Origin of the sequence: Agrobacterium tumefaciens, assembly GCF_013318015.2 — a bacterium.
Taxonomy (GTDB): Bacteria; Pseudomonadota; Alphaproteobacteria; order Rhizobiales; family Rhizobiaceae; genus Agrobacterium; species Agrobacterium tumefaciens.
In genome coordinates, this window is record NZ_CP115841.1 from 2656384 (window position 1) to 2671610 (window position 15227).

Genomic DNA, 15227 nt, shown 5'->3' on the forward strand with positions numbered 1-15227 from the left:
TCCATAGAACCGGGAGGAAGGAAGCATCGGTATGAGGAGTATAGGCGCCGATCTTCAGGAAAAATCACTGCACGAGCGCATCCGCAACGATGTCGAGCGCCACATCATGTCGGGCGAGTGGCCGCCGGGGTACCGTATTCCCTACGAACACGAGATGACCCGGCAATATGCCTGCTCGCGCATGACGGTGAACAAGGCGCTCGGCGAACTGGTGCAGCGTGGCCTGATTGAAAGACGCCGTCGTCTTGGCACTTTCGTTCGCCAGCCCCATGCGCAATCGGCCGTGCTGGAAATCCACGATATCGAGCGGGAGGTGCAGGCCCTCGGCCTCGTTTACGGTTACCGTCTCGACAGACGGCGACTGCGCCCTGCGGGGGAAGAAGACGGCGCGGCCATGGCGCTTGCCGCGGATGCCCCGGTTCTGGAACTCACCTGCACGCATTTTGCCGGCGGCGTTCCCTTTTGCCTCGAGGAACGCATCATCAATGTCACCGCCGTTCCGGAGGCTGAGGCAGCGGATTTTTCACAGATCGGGCCGGGCACTTGGCTGCTGAAAATGGTTCCCTGGAGTGCCGCGGAACATCGCATCAGCGCAGTTTCCGCTGATCGCAAAAATGCGACCGCGCTCGGCATTGCTTCCGGTGCGGCGTGTCTGGTCATCCACCGCCGCACCTGGCACGGAGCGGATTATGTCACCAGTGTTCGGGTCACCTATCCCGGCGACCGACACGCGCTGGTGGCGCAGTTTTCGCCTTCGCAAAACACCTGAAGACCGCAGGTCGGTCAATTTTTTGTAAAGAAGAGTTTACGGGTCGTCTTTTGGCAATATAATAGTTGTCAAAAGAACTCAGGTTTATTATCGGAACGTCAAGCTTTCACGACGGCATCCGTTCATGGCCCCGGTTTTAATGAACCGGTCAATCTGCGGATGAGTTCATCGACGGAAATCCGGGATAAAAATTATGTCAGCTGAGACCTCAACTTCTTCCGCGTGCTTCACCAGAGCAAACAAAACACGGCATATCTCACTTGCCATGACGGTCACTTTGCTGGCCGGCTTGAGTGCCGGAGCGGTTTTTGCTCAGTCGGCATCCGAAACCCAGATCCAACCAGCACCTGCACCTGCACCGGCAACGGAAACGATGCAGCCCGCGCAGTCGCCGGCTGAGACGCCGAGCGCTCCGGCAGTCCAGCCTGTGCCGCCTTCCGCTGCCGCGCCCACACAGCCCGCGCCGGCCCAGCCTGCGCCCGCCGCAAGTAATCCCACGCCGGCAGCCGAAGGTGTTTCACCGCAGCCGACACAGACGGAGCAACCCGCTCCGACGAACGGTACGGCAGCGCCGAACGAGGTCTCCACCCCGGTTGAACCGGTAGTCGCCGAACCCGCAAGTGCCGGACATCGTGCGGACATTCCGCACAACCTGTCTCCCTGGGGCATGTTCATGGCGGCGGACTGGGTCGTGAAGGGCGTGATGATCGGTCTCGCTTTCGCATCGCTCGTCACCTGGACGGTCTGGGTGGCGAAGTCTATCGAGCTGGCCGGTGCACGGGTGCGCGCCGGTGCGACGCTCAAGGTTATTCGCAGGGCGAAAACCCTGAACGAGGCGACTGAGGCCGTCGAAAAGAAGGGCGGGCCGGCAGCGCTGATGTTGCGCATGGCAACTCACGAAATGCAGCTTTCCGACGCGGTGGTCGAACACACCGACGGCGGCGGCATCAAGGAGCGTGTATCCTCGGCCCTGTCACGCATTGAAACCCACGCCGGTCGCCGCATGTCGCGCGGAACGGGCGCCTTGGCGACCATCGGCTCCACCGCTCCCTTTGTCGGTCTGTTCGGTACCGTCTGGGGCATCATGAATTCCTTCATCAGCATCTCGGAATCGCAGACCACCAATCTTGCCGTCGTGGCACCCGGCATTGCCGAGGCGCTGCTTGCCACGGCAATCGGCCTTGTTGCTGCTATTCCAGCGGTGGTGATCTACAACGTCTTCGCCCGCTCGATCACGGGATACCGGCATTTGCTGGCGGATGCCGCAGCCGGCGTGGAACGCCTCGTCAGCCGCGACCTCGATTTCCGCCGCATTCCGCCGGGCAGCAGCAAGCCCGCTGTGTCGTTGGTTGGGCGGTGATCGGTCATGGCTGGCGGTATTCGCGAAAATAGCGGAGACGATCTCTCCGAAAACCACGAAATCAATGTCACGCCTTTCATCGACGTGATGCTGGTTCTGCTCATCATCTTCATGGTTGCCGCACCGCTGGCGACCGTGGATGTGAATGTCGATCTGCCCGCATCCACCGCCAAGCCGGCGGAGCGCCCGGAAGAGCCGCTTTATCTGACCGTCAAGGATGATCTGTCGCTCAATCTCGGCAATGATGCGGTTGCCCGCGAAGCCCTGGCAGCGGCGATCGACCGGCAGACGGGCGGCAAGAAAGATACGCGAATTTTCCTGCGCGCCGACAAAGCCGTCGACTATGGCCACTTCATGGAAATCATGAACCTGCTTCGCGATGCCGGATATCTGAAAATCGCTCTGGTAGGGCTGGAAAATGCCGCTGCGGCAACGCAGCCAGCCGGTGCCGTTCCGCCCGCCGCGCCCGCAGTGCCAGGAACCGCGCCATGACTGAAAACGGCTACCCGCAGTCCCGACATTCCCGCCTCGGGGAAGCGGCGTTGTGGTCCGCCGCAGCACTGCTCATGCTGGGCGTTCATGCGGGTTTTGCCTATTACCTGATGCAGGAACCAGAGGAACTGGATGCCGGCGGGCCGCCGCCTGCCGCGATCATGATCGAAATGGCAGCCATACCGGAAGCCGTCAACACCGAGGAAACGACGCCTGCGCAGGACGTTGAAGATGCCGAAGAGGTAAAGAGCGACAACAGCCAGCCGGTAGAGGAAGTCACCCCGGAGGAGCCGCCGCCGCCTGAGCCGGTTGTGGAAACGCCGCCGCCGGAACCCGTGCAGCCGCCGGAACCGCCGGTCGAGGAGATCGTCGAGCCGCAGGAAATTCCCGAACCGGTGGAGCCGATCGATCCCGTGCAGGAACAGATGATGGCGGAACTCGAAAATGTCGAGGTTCCCTTGCCCGTCATCCGGCCGCCGCCGCCGCCGGTCGAAAAGAAGGTGGAGAAGAAAGAACCGGACGACAAGAAGAAGGTCGAGCGCCAGCGCCCCAAACCGCAACAGGCATCGGAACTGCGCGAAACGGCCAAGGCCGAGACACAGCAATCCGACCGGACGGCGGCATCGCGCAACAATGCCGGTTTCTTCTCTTCATCCTCCGCCTCGCCGGCAAAATGGGGATCGAAGGTTCGCTCGCATATCCAGAGGCGTAAGCCCCGCTCGCTTCGCAGCGATGCGATGACAGCGACCGTGCGGTTCCGGGTTAACGATACAGGCGCCATCAGCGGTGTCAGTGTGGTGCAGTCCACTGGTGATTCCTCCATCGACCAGCAGATTGCGGCCTGGATCCAGAGCGCGTCACCCGTGCCCGCGCCGCCACCGGATGCAAATAAGACAATCACCTTGCCGATCAGCATCCGCTAGATCGATTCCAAGGCCACGTCGCGGTTCTGCTGGAATAAGCTCTTGCCTGGTATGACGCCCTGCCAAAGGGCGAATGCGTGCCCGACCGTTATTCTCGATAAGATATCCATTCGGGCCTGAATTGCATTTCGCGAATGTTTTCGATGGTGTAGGTCTTGTCGACTTAACACGCAGAGGCATTCCGGAATGAAATTCTCAATCGCAGAGGCGGAGGATCTCGTATCCTCTATCTTTGAGCGTAACGGCGTTCTGCCGCAAAACGCCCGCTCCGTGGCGAAGGCGCTCGTGGCATCCGAGGCTGCAGGCCAGGGCGGCCACGGTTTTCGGCGTATCCCCGTTTATGTCCGTCAGGCGCGGGTTGGCAAGGTCAATGGCAATGCGCGGCCGGTGGCAAGTCGTGTCAAACCGGGTGTGCTGTCAATCGACGCTAACAACGGTTACGCCTATCCCGCGATCGACTGCGCCGTAGACGAGTTGCCGGACATGGCCCGGCAGCAGGGCATCGCGCTCGCCGCGATCCATCGCTCCCATCATGCAGGCGTCATGGCACTTACAGTCGAGCGTTTCGCGGAAATGGGCCTCGTGGCGCTGATGTTCGCCAATGCGCCTGCATCCATGGCGCCTTGGGGTGGCACCAAACCGCTCTATGGCACCAATCCGATTGCTTTCGCCAGCCCTGTTGGCGAGGCAGATCCGCTGGTGATCGATCTGGCGCTTTCCAAGGTTGCGCGCGGAAAGATCATGGCGGCCCGCCAGAAGGGCGAAACCATTCCGGGCGACTGGGCGCTTGATACGAATGGCCGGCCCACGACCGATCCCGAAGAAGCCCTAGCCGGAACGATGGTGCCTGCGGGCGAGGCCAAGGGTGCTGCCCTGGCGCTGATGGTGGAGATCATGGCCGCCGCGCTCACCGGTGGAAGCTTCGCCTTCGAGGCCTCTTCCCTTCTGGACGACAAGGGTGCGCCACCCTCTCTCGGCCACACGATCATCGCCATAGACCCCGTATCGTCGGGCGGTGCGGCCTTTACCGAGCGACTGGCGCTTATCGCCGGAGAGATAGAGAAGCAGGAAAACGTGCGTTTGCCCGGTCGGCGAAGCCAGGGCATTCGAAGGCAGGCGCTGGAAAGCGGTATCATCGTCGAAAGCGATATTCTTGCCGAGATTCAGTCGCTGTGAGGAACTGAAAATGAAAACCCGGCGGACCGGAAAGTCCGCCGGGTAAACCGTGTATGGCTGCCTTGCAGTTGCGCCGATAGGCCGGAAATCATTTCCGACCCGCCTTTTGGTCCGCCGTCCCGCCATCGAAATGGTGGGTTTTTGGCGCAGAAAGCAACACATCCGGTTTTGGCTTACGGGAAGGGGACGATTTCGCGTAAGCTTTTGGAGCGAGAGGGAAGCTCTAAATATCCTGTTCGATCAGTCCACGCAGCAGGGCGATGCTGACGGCATTCAGCAGATTGGCCGCACCTAGCCTTAGGCGGACCCGTTCCAGAGTATCTTTAACATCCGCTTCGTCCGCTCCCGTTATCAAGGCAATGTGAGAAGGATGTCGGCCTCGCGCAACGAGCCCCAGATATTGCCGCTCACGATCCGAAAGGACGATTTCACGCGCCTGATGACGTTCATGCTGCGTTTTTGACGACATAGTCTTTCAGCCTCAAAAGAGATTGACCTTCCCAAAGCCGGATGTGGCCTCAGGAACCAGGCAGTAAGCAGCTGATCTCGCAGCCAGCCGGTCCCGGCATGGGCATATCCTCGGCGATGAAAGAATGACTGCATCGTCCTTCCCAAAAACCTGAAATCGGTTCTTGTCCAGAACAATGTAAAATTCAAAGCTTTGGAATGTTTTCCGTCATGCCCGAAGGCATATTGCGGCGTTCTATTAGGCGGTCTGCCATCTCAAGAGAATAACATCTCACGCCAAGTTTTGCGTTTTTATTGTTATGTTTCGATACATAATCCAATGAACGCCGACATATTTCCCAATTTTATTTTGGATATATGGAATATTGATGCTGGGAATGCGTCCTATACGGCGGAATGATGCGCGTGTTTCTTGCGAATATCCGTGGGCGTTGCCCCGAACCAGCGGGAAACGGAACGCGAAAACGCACCCGGCGTAGAATAGCCGAGCCTGTAGCTGATATCGGAAACCGGAAGATCGCTTTCCACGAGGAGCTTGAAGCCGGCATTCTTGCGAATGGCGTCCTTTATCTCGTTGAGATTAGTCCCAAGCTCGGCAAGCCGTCTTTGAAAACTGCGTTCCGACAGGTTGAAATAGGGGGCGATCTCGCTCAGCGAAAGCTCGGCATCCGACAGCCGCACCTGCATGTAACGCTTCACCTGATCGATGAAATGCGTGGCGTCTGCCGATGTCTCCGGCCGCAGCATCCGGCATTGCAAGTTCATCAGCTCGAACAGCCGCTCATCTGCATTTGGGTTGACCACGTCCAGAAGTGATGTGGGAAGACGCATGGTATGGATGGGTTGCGAAAAGCTGACGCGCTTGGTCATTCTTTCTTTAAATAGCTGAATATTAACCGGTTTCGGCCGTTCCAGACCGATCTCGATCAGGTTGACGCGCTCCCCCAGAATATCGCGAAGGCGCTGGATCAGAGCTGTCAGCGACAAATCCACATATTGATCGCGTTTGGCGATGACAGGCGCAAAGGACCACGACAGGGTTACGTGCGCGGCATCCGTGACCATGGTGAAATTGCTGTTATTGGTCGCGTAATAAACGTGATCCTGAAGAAAACGCAGGAAAGCCCGCACTGTCGGCGCGCTGATCAGGCCATATCCGAATGCGCCGGATGCGCCGGCGGGAAAGGTGGACGCGCATTGCAAACCAAAGGCGTCGTCGCCGGAAATCAACGCACATGTCTCGAGCAGGCGGCAAAATCGGTCGAGGCTGATGCGCTCCGTCACGCTGCCGAAAGTGGCGGGATCGATATCGAGAGCCTTGCAGATGGGGGCAATATCGATGCCCCGCGACCGTGCATAATTGGCGACGCCGGCGGCCAGACCGGCCACCACTGTTATCTCGTCGCTGACCCTCTTTTCAGGCATCCCTCGCCTTGGCGTACCATGTTTGGAAATTGTCGCCTAATGGTAAGCGTTGGGAAGCCATTTGTCGAGCAGTTCGGCCTATGGAGTTTAAATGTGGCGACGGCAGGCGCTCTGCTCCAGCACCTGCATGATGGTTTTGCCCGCATCTTCCATGGAACCGCTATTGTCCACGGTCGTCACATCAAAATCTCCGACGACCGTGAGCGAACTGCGTTCCAGCCGCCGGAGAATATCCTCCCGGCTTTCCCGCCCGCGCTGCTCCAGCCGCTTCGCCAGCACGTCCGGCCGTGCAACGATGTTCACGACCTTGAGGCGCGCAAAGGCGGTGCCGAACTGGGGCAGGGCCGAGCGGGAGCCGTTGGCGATGACCACGTCTCCCGCATTAAGATGACGATAGACGGCGGCCGGAATGCCATATTTCAGCCCATGCGCCTGCCAGGAAACGGCAAAAGCACCTTCCTCTTCCAGCCGGTTGAACTCGTGCATGGAAACCGCATCGTGATTTTCGCCGCCGGCATCGCCGCTGCGGGTAATGACCCGGCGGGTGAAATGGAAGCCCGGCCGCCCGGACAGCTGCGCTGCCGCATAATCCATCAGCGTGTCCTTGCCGGCCCCACTCGGGCCGACAATTACGATCATGGTTCCGGGCACCGTACCCAGTGTCTGGCCGTCAAGCCGGCTATCCTGTCCGTTGCCGGTCATGCCACACGTTTGCCCTGACGCCAGACCGAGCGGGCGACGGGAACGCCGTCCTCACGGTGAACTCGGACCAGATCGGCCCGCAATCCCGTTGCGATGCTGCCGCGATCGCGAAGGCCCACCGTTCGTGCCGGCGTGGAGGTAACCATGCGCAACGCTTCCGGCAGAGTGATGGCTTCCACCTGGTCGGCGAGCAGGAACGGTGCGTAAAGCAGGCTGAACGGCACATAGTCGGAAGAGAGAACATCCAGCACGCCAAGTTCGGCAAGATCACGCGCGGCGATGTTGCCGGAATGGGACTTGCCGCGAACGATGTTCGGTGCGCCCATCAGCACGCTCATGCCGGCGCTGTGCGAAGCCTTAGCCGCCTCGACGCTGGTGGGGAACTCCGCGAGTTTCACGCCGTGCCCGATCGCTTCGCCCACATGCGCTTCTGTAGCGTCGTCATGGCTTGCAACGGTTATGCCGCGCTCGGCGCAGCGGGCCGCCAGGTAATCCCGGTGCTTGGCAGAAAACTCCGCCGATGCCGTCTGCCGGCGTCTGACGAACTCGGCGAAAGCCTCGTCGCTCAGTCCGCGCTTCTTCTGGTAATAGAAGATATATTGGTCCATCGACTGGAACTGGCGCTGTCCCGGGGAGTGATCCATCATCGAAATCAGCCGTACACGCGGATCGGTCTCAAAATCTTCGAAATGCTCGAGCACATCGGCGGAGGCGACTTCACAGCGCAGGTGCAGCAGGTGATCTGCCCGCAGGCGGTTCTGATCGGCAGCGGTTTCAATGGCATCCGCCATTTCCCGCATCTCGCCCTTCTTGAACCCGCCATCTTCGTCGGAGCCCAGCCGCAGGCAGTCGAAAACAGTGGTAATGCCTGATGACGCGACCTGCGCATCGTGAGCCTGAATGGCGGCGATCTTATCCCAGATAACCCCGGGACGCGGCGAATAGTGCTGTTCCAGATGGTCGGTGTGCAGTTCCACCAGACCCGGGATGAGGAAATCGCCTTCAAGATCCTCACCGGTTTTGGAGGCGCCTTCGCTGATATCGGCGATCTTGCCGTCACGGATCAGAACGGATCCCAGAATAATATCGTCTTCCAGAACGATACGGGCGTTGGAAAGGGCATGCTCGGTCATGGGTCAGCATCTTTCTTTGGCGGCTGGCCAAGCGGGTGCCAGCGATGAACGGTAAATGGTGCGCCGCGCGTTTCCTCAACGAACAAAGCGAGGCCGGAAATGGTGAGAGGCCGGTCGACGAACTCGGAAAACTTTGTCGAAAGCACACCCTCGATAGCGGGCGCGTCGCTTTCGTCGATGCGGCCCGTCAGCGTCATATGAAAGCGGAAGTCGTCCATGACATGCGGATAACCCCAGAGCGAAAGATTTTGCCGCTGGCTTTCGGTCAGGTTTTGCGGGCGCCGGCGGGCAATGTCGGTCTCGGACAAGGGCGCGCGAAACCGGTCGAAATGGTCGACGATCTCAGCGGCAAAATCCTGCAGCGGCTGGTAGGTGCGATCCGGAACGAGCGCGAAAAACGGCCCGAGTGCGCCGATGACAACACGCGGAATATCGAAGACGGACTGGCTGGCCGCAAACTGTTCGAGGGCGGCGACGAGTTCCGCTTCGCTGTATTTTTCGGAAAGCTCGAAGGGGGCTTTCAGCGTCGCGTGGAAACCGTAACGGCGCGGCTCCTCCGTCATCTCCGCATAAGCGGCATGGTCATCATGTTGCGCGCCGGAAAACGCATTGCGTCCCAGCCAGCGCGACGCCGCTTCAGTCAGTGGATGATCTTTAGCCGGAGAAAAATAGATGGCGTAGCGCACGGCAAGCACTCTTCGGTGTCATGGAAAACCTGGATGAAAAGCTATTTGGCGTGACTCGCCCGCTTCCCGCAAGGTCAGGAGTGCGAGGTAATCGCTTTCCGTGACAGAATGATGATGCCCCAGGAAAAAAAGCGCTTGAAACGCCGCGTGTCTCTCGAATGTCCGCAAGACGGATGCTGGCGCATTGAGGGGATGTATCTGACTTTGCAAAGAGGTTCCGGTTTTGCGCACGTCTCGGGAAGCGGGATAACCAAACCCCGCTCCCGCTTTATGAATTAATGCTGGGTTTTCCCGATCAGGCGCGATCGCAGGGAATTCGAGATGTGGTCGAACAGGAAAACCACGAAGAGAATGAGCAGCACCATATAAGCGACCTTGTCCCAGTCGGCATTGGTACCCATCGCTTCCAGCAGTTTCAAACCGATGCCGCCAGCGCCAACCGCACCGATGATCGTGGCGGAACGGGTGTTGCTTTCCCAGAAATAAAGCGACTGGGAAATGAAGACCGGCAGGACCTGCGGAAGCACGCCGAAACGATTGACGGCAATGGGAGAAGCGCCAACCGATTTGACGCCCTCGCGCTGCTTGTCGTCAACATTCTCCAGCGCCTCGGCATAGACCTTGCCGAGCGCACCGGTATCGGTGAAGAAGATCGCGGCAATCCCGGGGATCGGCCCCGGACCGAAGCTGCGGGTGAAAAACAGCGCCCAGATCAGCATGTCGATCGAGCGCAGGAAGTCGAACAGACGCTTCATGCCCCAGTTGGCGGCCCTGTTGGCGGTGATATTGCGTGCGGCGAGAAAAGCGAGCGGCAGGGCAACGAGCGTGCCGAACAGCGTACCCACAAAGGCCATCACCAGCGTCTGCATCAGCTTGGAAAGAATATCGGCGTGCTGCCAGACACCATTGTCGAGGAAATCATCGACCATGTGGCTGATGTTTGAGCGCGTGGGATCGAGCCTTTCCCCCCACAGCGCCAGTGCGGCAAGGTCGCCGTAGCCCTTGCCCCAGAATTCCGATTTGGTATCGAACAGGAAGTTCGCCCACCCGAGGAACCGCCGCTGCACGTAAACCTGGCTGGTGCGGATTTCCGCCTGTCCGGCAAAACCGTAGTGCACGAGAACCTTGTTGCCGTCCTGCGTGATCTCTTGCGGCAGGACCTCAGGCGCCAGAGCCTTGTCGCCATTGATGATGACGGGATAGTTCTTGCCGTCCACATAGACGTCCACCCGGGTCGGCGTTACGTCGAGACGGTTTTGCGTGCCCGCGTAAACGACGCTGTAGCCGCCATCCGGCAAGGGTTGCAGCCAGTCGATCGGCGCATCGGCGGGATATTGCATCCGGCTTGACCACTGCGGGTTCACCTTGCCGTCTTCGAAACGAAGGCGTGGCTGGGCCCGCCAGGAATACCAGTCCTGAATGTAGCTCGAAGCGCGATCCCATCGACCCTGCATGAAAGCGGGGCCGACATTGAAGAAGAAAAAGCAGGCGGTGAGATAGACGAGGACGGCGACAATACCGGTCAGCAAGCCGTATCGCTGCATGAAGCCGCGATTGAAAATTGCGGGATGTGCGGCCGTCAGCCTCTCGCGGTCTGCGGTATTGAGAATGAAGCTGGACGACATCAGGCCGCTCCCCGTCCGAATTCGAAGGATTGATGGCCAATCAGCCTGCGGCGCAACCAGCTGGAAAACTGGTCTACGGCGATGATGGTGATCAGCAGCAGGATGATGATGGCATAGGTCTTGGAAGCGTGATCGTTACCGATCGACAGCCGGAAGACCTCGCCAATACCGCCACCACCAACGGCGCCGATGATGGTCGAGGCGCGTACATTGATTTCGGCACGCAGCAATGCATAGGACACGAAATTGGGCAGGACCTGCGGCACGATGGCAAAGCGAACCCGCTCCAGCCAGTTGGCACCCGCGGCACGCAGGCCTTCATCCGCCTTCATGTCGGCATTTTCCACGACTTCGAAGAATAGCTTTCCCAGAGCCCCGATGGTGTGCACGGAAATCGCGATGATCGCCGCGATCGGCCCGATCGATAAGATGGCAGTCAGCAATCCCGCGACGACGATCTCCGGAAAAGCGCGCAGGATCTCCATTACCCGGCGTACAACCCAGCGCACGAGGCCGGCACCGATAAGGTTGGTGGAGGCAAAGAAGCACAGCACAAATGCGAAGGTCGTGCCTATTATCGTCGAGACCAGCGCGATGTTGAGCGTGATGATCAGCTGATAGATGAAGTGCGGTATGTAGAAACCGTTGGTGATGTAAACGCGATCCGCGACATAGTTGTATTTCAGCGAACCGTTGTCATAGGGCGACGGCAGGTCGAACATCGCCCGGAAGACCTCGAGCGGGCTATCCGGCACGAATGTTTTCATGAAGTCGAAAAAATATGGCAGGCGCTCGAAGAACTTGCCCGAATTGGCCTCATTGGCGAAATTCAGTGAGGCGGCAAGGACGATGAGGAAGATAACGAGCGACATAACGGTATAAATCCGCCGTGTCCTAAGCTGCTGTTGATAATGACGCATCACCGTTCGGGACGATGCGCTCAATCCCTCGGGCGTGAGGGTACCATGTTGCAGTGTGGTCGCCATGCCGCTTTCCTTTATTGGCAAAAGCGGCGGTGCCGCAAGGCACCGCCGCTTCCGGATATAATCTGAGGATCAGCCGCCGATAACGGACTTACGGGCGTCGATGATCGTCTGGTAGAAAGCCGGGTCGACCTTGATGTAGGCAGTGTTCTTGCCCTGGGTGTAACCCTGGAAGCAGGCGAGATCCTTCTTCGGCAGTTCCATGAAGAAGTCTTCGACCTTCTGCTTCATGCTGTCACCGATCTTGTTGGCAACGAGAAGCGGACCGTTCGGGATCAGCGGGGATTTCCAGACCTGAACGATATCGTCCATGTCGAGGTTGCCCTTCTTGACCATCTGGTGAAGGTTGCCGCCGGAGTAGCCTTCTTCCCACTTGCCGACGCCCGAACCGAATGTCGTGCCGACGTCGAACTTTTTGTCGAGAACGGCGAGAACGAGGTTCTCATGGCCGCCGCCGAAGCCGGTTTCGGAGAAATATTCCTTGACCGGAACGCCGGTTTCCTTCGGGATCGATACGTTCGGGACGAGGAAGCCCGAGGTGGAGTCAGGGTCGGCGAAGCCGATCTTCTTGCCCTTGGCGTCAGCCAGAGACTTGATGCCGCTGTCCTTGCGGGCAACCATGATCGTGTAGTAGCCGCTGGAACCGTCAGAGCCGGTATAGGTCAGGATCGGATCGACGGCCTTGGGATCGGCAATGGCGATCTTGGCGTAGGAAGAAGCGCCCATGGATGCAATGTCGATGGTGCCGCCGAGCAGGCCCTGGATAACGCCGTTATAGTCCGGCGACGGGAAAACCTGAACTTCGGAAACGCCGGTTGCAGCCTTGAGGCCATCGGCAACGCACTTCGTGTTGCGGATCTGGTCGGCTTCATTTTCCGAACCGTCGAGGCCGATACGCAGGACCTTGACGTCCTGAGCCATGGCCGAACCGGCCAGAACGCCAAGGGCGACTGCCGAAAGAAGGATTTTCTTCAACATGGACTTTCTCCTGTTTCCCGGCGAGCCGGAGTTTGTTGTGAAGTATCGGCCCTTGACGCGGGCGCAAACGATGCTGAGCGGTTCCTCAGAGCCCGGCGAGAGCCAGCGGTTCGGGACCGGCAGATTGCTGAACCGGACGCGCGGCAAGCTGCGCGCCGGGAATATTGATGCTGGTCGAGGTCATGGTCTCGTCGATGCCGGCGCCGTGTGAATCCGTGCCATAAATCTCGGTGACCGCCGCCGCCGTCAGTTCGGCGGGTGTTCCGTCGAAAACGACTCGACCCTGCGACATACCGATGATGCGTTCGCAATAATTGCGCGCCGTATCCAGCGTATGCAGATTGGTGATGACGGTGATGCCTTCACGCTCGTTGATGTCGCGCAGGGCGTCCATGACGATCTTGGCGTTCAGGGGATCGAGAGAGGCGATCGGCTCGTCGGCGAGAACCATCTTCGGAGACTGCATTAGTGCCCGGGCGATAGCGACGCGCTGCTGCTGGCCGCCGGAAAGCGTGCCCGCCGCCTGCATGGCTACGTGCTCGATGCCGAGCCGCTCGAGGGCGGCAATCGCCATCAGGCGCTCTTCATCCGTGAAGATGTTGAACAGGCTGAGCACGGTCGAACGGTGGTTCAGGCGGCCGAGCATGACATTGGTAAGCACGTCGAGACGCGGCACCAGATTGAACTGCTGAAAGATCATCGCGCAGTCGCGCTGCCAGTTGCGCAGGGCGGCACCCTTCAACGAAGAGACTTCCGTGTCGTTGAAATGAATGGAACCCGAGGAGGGATCGACGAGGCGGTTGATCATGCGCAGCAGCGTTGACTTTCCTGCGCCAGAACGTCCAATCACGCCAACCATCTGGCCTTGCGGAATTTCCACATTCACGGAATCGACCGCAGTGTGGTTGCCGAAACGGCGCGTGACTTGCTTCAGGTGAAAGCTCATTTCCCCGTCCAATCTTCTTCTGATGGGGTTCGACCTAACAGCGGTGCGTGAAGCGTGAATGTCAGTTTGATGAAGAAAATATTACAGAATGCGCAGATAAGGCGTGCGCGTGGTCGCCTGCGAACCTTTTAGTAGTCGTGCCAAGGGCTTGAAGCCCGCGCTGTGTCTCGCAGACATGGTTAGGGAGACCCCGGAGCATGCCCCCGGAATCTGCAGTTTCTTCGGTGTGGGGCGATTTTACCCGGCGTATTTCGCCACGAAATCCTCGGCGGCGAGGGTGCGGAAATCGTCCAGTGCGCCGCGCAGCGTTGCGTGGTCCCAGTCCCACCATTTGAGATCGTCCATGCGCTGGCCAAGGTCCGCCGGGAAGCGGTTCCTGATCAGCCGGGCGGGTACGCCGCCGACGATGGTATAGGGCGCAACGTCTTTCGACACGACCGCACCGGCCCCGATTACCGCACCGTTTCCGATTGTGACGCCAGGCAGGATGGTCGCGCCATGGCCGATCCAGACATCGTGGCCGATCACCACGCGCTTGGCGCGGCGGGCGGCGAAGAAGTCATTTTCATCATCGGCGTCGTCCCAATAATTGCGGGCGCGGTAGGTGAAATGGTGAAGTGTGGCGCGCGACATCGGATGATTGGTCGCGTTGATGCGGACGGATGCGGCGATGTTGACGAATTTGCCGATGGTGGCGCACCAGATCGCACCGTCCTGCATGACATAGGAATAGTCGCCCATCTCCACTTCCTCGATGCGGCAGCGTTCCGAAATTTCGGTATAGCGGCCGATCGATGAATTGGTGACGCGGGCACTTTCGTGGACAACAGGTTCGAGACCGACCTTCACACTCATGCCGCTGCCTTCCGGGGGGAGAATTGCGAGACATCCAGAACGCGATCGGCCACGGCTTCCCGCACTTCCTCGTCATGGAAAATACCGAGCAAGGCCGTCCCTTTGCGCTTCTTTTCCGCGATCATCTCCACGACCACCCGTCGGTTGGCGGCATCCAGGGATGCGGTCGGTTCATCGAGAAGCAGGATCGCGTGATCGGTGATGAAACCGCGTGCGATGTTGACGCGCTGCTGCTCGCCGCCGGAAAAGGTTGCTGGCGGCAGCGACCACAGTTCCCGCGGCAGGTTGAGTTTCGAAAGCAGAACGGCTGCCTGCTTGCGGGCCTCTTCCGCGGCAACCTTGCGCGCAAAAAGCGGCTCGGCGACGACGTCGATCGCCGGAACGCGCGGCACGGTGCGCAGAAACTGGCTGACATACCCGATGGTGCGATGGCGAATCTCGAGGATGGTGCGCGGCGAGGCGCTGCCCATGTCGATGACCTGATCCTCGTGGCGGATGAGGATCTGGCCGCTGTCGATGGCATAATTGCCATAGAGCATTTTCAGGATCGAGCTTTTGCCGATGCCGGACGGGCCGCCGAGCACGACACATTCTCCGCCGGACACGGAGAAACTGACATCGCGGACAACAGGCAGTTCGATGCCATCGCGAAGATGCATGGTGAAGCTTTTGAAGACTTCCGAAACGATGAGGGGTGTCGGCATGG

Annotated in this window: 16 protein-coding genes; 5 read left to right on the forward strand and 11 right to left on the reverse strand. The window is 59.4% G+C overall.

Annotation, left to right across the window (positions count from 1 at the left end; all coding sequences use genetic code 11):
• Window positions 1–31 precede the first annotated feature (31 nt).
• From hutC to G6L97_RS12900, 5 genes are all read left to right on the forward strand, one after another.
• On the forward strand, window positions 32–769 hold the full coding sequence (hutC, locus tag G6L97_RS12880; RefSeq protein ID WP_080799834.1) for a histidine utilization repressor: 738 nt from the start codon (window positions 32–34) through the stop codon (window positions 767–769).
• Between the two features lie 193 nt (window positions 770–962).
• Window positions 963–2129 (forward strand): tonB-system energizer ExbB, encoded by a 1167-nt coding sequence (exbB, locus tag G6L97_RS12885; RefSeq protein WP_174002562.1) that lies wholly within the window; start codon window positions 963–965, stop codon window positions 2127–2129.
• A 6-nt stretch (window positions 2130–2135) separates the two neighbouring features.
• The gene (exbD, locus tag G6L97_RS12890) at window positions 2136–2621 is read left to right on the forward strand and encodes a TonB system transport protein ExbD (protein ID WP_013635265.1); all 486 of its coding nucleotides are present in this window, start codon (window positions 2136–2138) and stop codon (window positions 2619–2621) included.
• Window positions 2618–3544, forward strand: a complete 927-nt coding sequence (locus G6L97_RS12895) for a TonB family protein (protein WP_003514462.1) — start codon at window positions 2618–2620, stop codon at window positions 3542–3544. The genes exbD and G6L97_RS12895 overlap by 4 nt, the downstream gene beginning before the upstream one ends.
• 186 nt (window positions 3545–3730) lie before the next feature.
• Window positions 3731–4720, forward strand: a complete 990-nt coding sequence (locus tag G6L97_RS12900; protein WP_019564530.1) for an Ldh family oxidoreductase — start codon at window positions 3731–3733, stop codon at window positions 4718–4720.
• A gap of 223 nt (window positions 4721–4943) precedes the next feature.
• Here G6L97_RS12900 and G6L97_RS12905 read toward each other — a convergent pair whose 3' ends face one another.
• The 11 genes from G6L97_RS12905 to phnL all read right to left on the reverse strand — a co-directional run bounded on the left by G6L97_RS12905 (window position 4944) and on the right by phnL (window position 15225).
• Entirely contained in the window at window positions 4944–5189 is a 246-nt protein-coding gene (locus tag G6L97_RS12905; protein ID WP_003514469.1) for a helix-turn-helix domain-containing protein, read from the reverse strand.
• A gap of 383 nt (window positions 5190–5572) precedes the next feature.
• Window positions 5573–6613, reverse strand: a complete 1041-nt coding sequence (locus G6L97_RS12910; RefSeq protein WP_065659758.1) for an AraC family transcriptional regulator — start codon at window positions 6611–6613, stop codon at window positions 5573–5575.
• A gap of 87 nt (window positions 6614–6700) precedes the next feature.
• Window positions 6701–7315, reverse strand: coding sequence for a phosphonate metabolism protein/1,5-bisphosphokinase (PRPP-forming) PhnN (gene phnN, locus G6L97_RS12915; RefSeq protein ID WP_162632890.1), 615 nt, complete (start codon window positions 7313–7315; stop codon window positions 6701–6703).
• A complete protein-coding gene (locus G6L97_RS12920; RefSeq protein ID WP_003514474.1) occupies window positions 7312–8448 on the reverse strand; it encodes an alpha-D-ribose 1-methylphosphonate 5-triphosphate diphosphatase in 1137 nt (378 codons plus the stop codon). Before G6L97_RS12920 ends, phnN begins: the two co-directional genes overlap by 4 nt.
• Window positions 8445–9134: a DUF1045 domain-containing protein gene (locus tag G6L97_RS12925; protein WP_111782953.1), complete on the reverse strand. Its 690-nt coding sequence runs from the start codon at window positions 9132–9134 to the stop codon at window positions 8445–8447. The genes G6L97_RS12920 and G6L97_RS12925 overlap by 4 nt, the downstream gene beginning before the upstream one ends.
• Before the next feature lie 275 nt (window positions 9135–9409).
• Window positions 9410–10759, reverse strand: coding sequence for a phosphonate ABC transporter, permease protein PhnE (phnE, locus tag G6L97_RS12930; RefSeq protein WP_025592096.1), 1350 nt, complete (start codon window positions 10757–10759; stop codon window positions 9410–9412).
• A complete protein-coding gene (gene phnE, locus G6L97_RS12935) occupies window positions 10759–11745 on the reverse strand; it encodes a phosphonate ABC transporter, permease protein PhnE (protein WP_013635271.1) in 987 nt (328 codons plus the stop codon). Before phnE (G6L97_RS12935) ends, phnE (G6L97_RS12930) begins: the two co-directional genes overlap by 1 nt.
• A gap of 69 nt (window positions 11746–11814) precedes the next feature.
• The gene (phnD, locus tag G6L97_RS12940) at window positions 11815–12720 is read right to left on the reverse strand and encodes a phosphonate ABC transporter substrate-binding protein (protein WP_003514479.1); all 906 of its coding nucleotides are present in this window, start codon (window positions 12718–12720) and stop codon (window positions 11815–11817) included.
• An 85-nt stretch (window positions 12721–12805) separates the two neighbouring features.
• On the reverse strand, window positions 12806–13666 hold the full coding sequence (gene phnC / locus G6L97_RS12945; RefSeq protein WP_003514481.1) for a phosphonate ABC transporter ATP-binding protein: 861 nt from the start codon (window positions 13664–13666) through the stop codon (window positions 12806–12808).
• A gap of 237 nt (window positions 13667–13903) precedes the next feature.
• Window positions 13904–14521: a transferase hexapeptide repeat family protein gene (locus G6L97_RS12950; protein ID WP_003514484.1), complete on the reverse strand. Its 618-nt coding sequence runs from the start codon at window positions 14519–14521 to the stop codon at window positions 13904–13906.
• Window positions 14518–15225, reverse strand: coding sequence for a phosphonate C-P lyase system protein PhnL (phnL, locus tag G6L97_RS12955; RefSeq protein ID WP_111782898.1), 708 nt, complete (start codon window positions 15223–15225; stop codon window positions 14518–14520). Before phnL ends, G6L97_RS12950 begins: the two co-directional genes overlap by 4 nt.
• Between the last annotated feature and the right edge of the window lie 2 nt (window positions 15226–15227).

Coding starts and splice junctions, on each gene's coding strand:
- hutC (WP_080799834.1), top strand. CDS start 32: ATGAGGAGTATAGGCGCCGATCTTCAGGAAAAATCACTGCACGAGCGC.
- exbB (WP_174002562.1), top strand. CDS start 963: ATGTCAGCTGAGACCTCAACTTCTTCCGCGTGCTTCACCAGAGCAAAC.
- exbD (WP_013635265.1), top strand. CDS start 2,136: ATGGCTGGCGGTATTCGCGAAAATAGCGGAGACGATCTCTCCGAAAAC.
- G6L97_RS12895 (WP_003514462.1), top strand. CDS start 2,618: ATGACTGAAAACGGCTACCCGCAGTCCCGACATTCCCGCCTCGGGGAA.
- G6L97_RS12900 (WP_019564530.1), top strand. CDS start 3,731: ATGAAATTCTCAATCGCAGAGGCGGAGGATCTCGTATCCTCTATCTTT.
- G6L97_RS12905 (WP_003514469.1), bottom strand. CDS start 5,189: ATGTCGTCAAAAACGCAGCATGAACGTCATCAGGCGCGTGAAATCGTC.
- G6L97_RS12910 (WP_065659758.1), bottom strand. CDS start 6,613: ATGCCTGAAAAGAGGGTCAGCGACGAGATAACAGTGGTGGCCGGTCTG.
- phnN (WP_162632890.1), bottom strand. CDS start 7,315: ATGACCGGCAACGGACAGGATAGCCGGCTTGACGGCCAGACACTGGGT.
- G6L97_RS12920 (WP_003514474.1), bottom strand. CDS start 8,448: ATGACCGAGCATGCCCTTTCCAACGCCCGTATCGTTCTGGAAGACGAT.
- phnE (WP_025592096.1), bottom strand. CDS start 10,759: ATGTCGTCCAGCTTCATTCTCAATACCGCAGACCGCGAGAGGCTGACG.
- phnE (WP_013635271.1), bottom strand. CDS start 11,745: ATGGCGACCACACTGCAACATGGTACCCTCACGCCCGAGGGATTGAGC.
- phnD (WP_003514479.1), bottom strand. CDS start 12,720: ATGTTGAAGAAAATCCTTCTTTCGGCAGTCGCCCTTGGCGTTCTGGCC.
- phnC (WP_003514481.1), bottom strand. CDS start 13,666: ATGAGCTTTCACCTGAAGCAAGTCACGCGCCGTTTCGGCAACCACACT.
- G6L97_RS12950 (WP_003514484.1), bottom strand. CDS start 14,521: ATGAGTGTGAAGGTCGGTCTCGAACCTGTTGTCCACGAAAGTGCCCGC.
- phnL (WP_111782898.1), bottom strand. CDS start 15,225: ATGCCGACACCCCTCATCGTTTCGGAAGTCTTCAAAAGCTTCACCATG.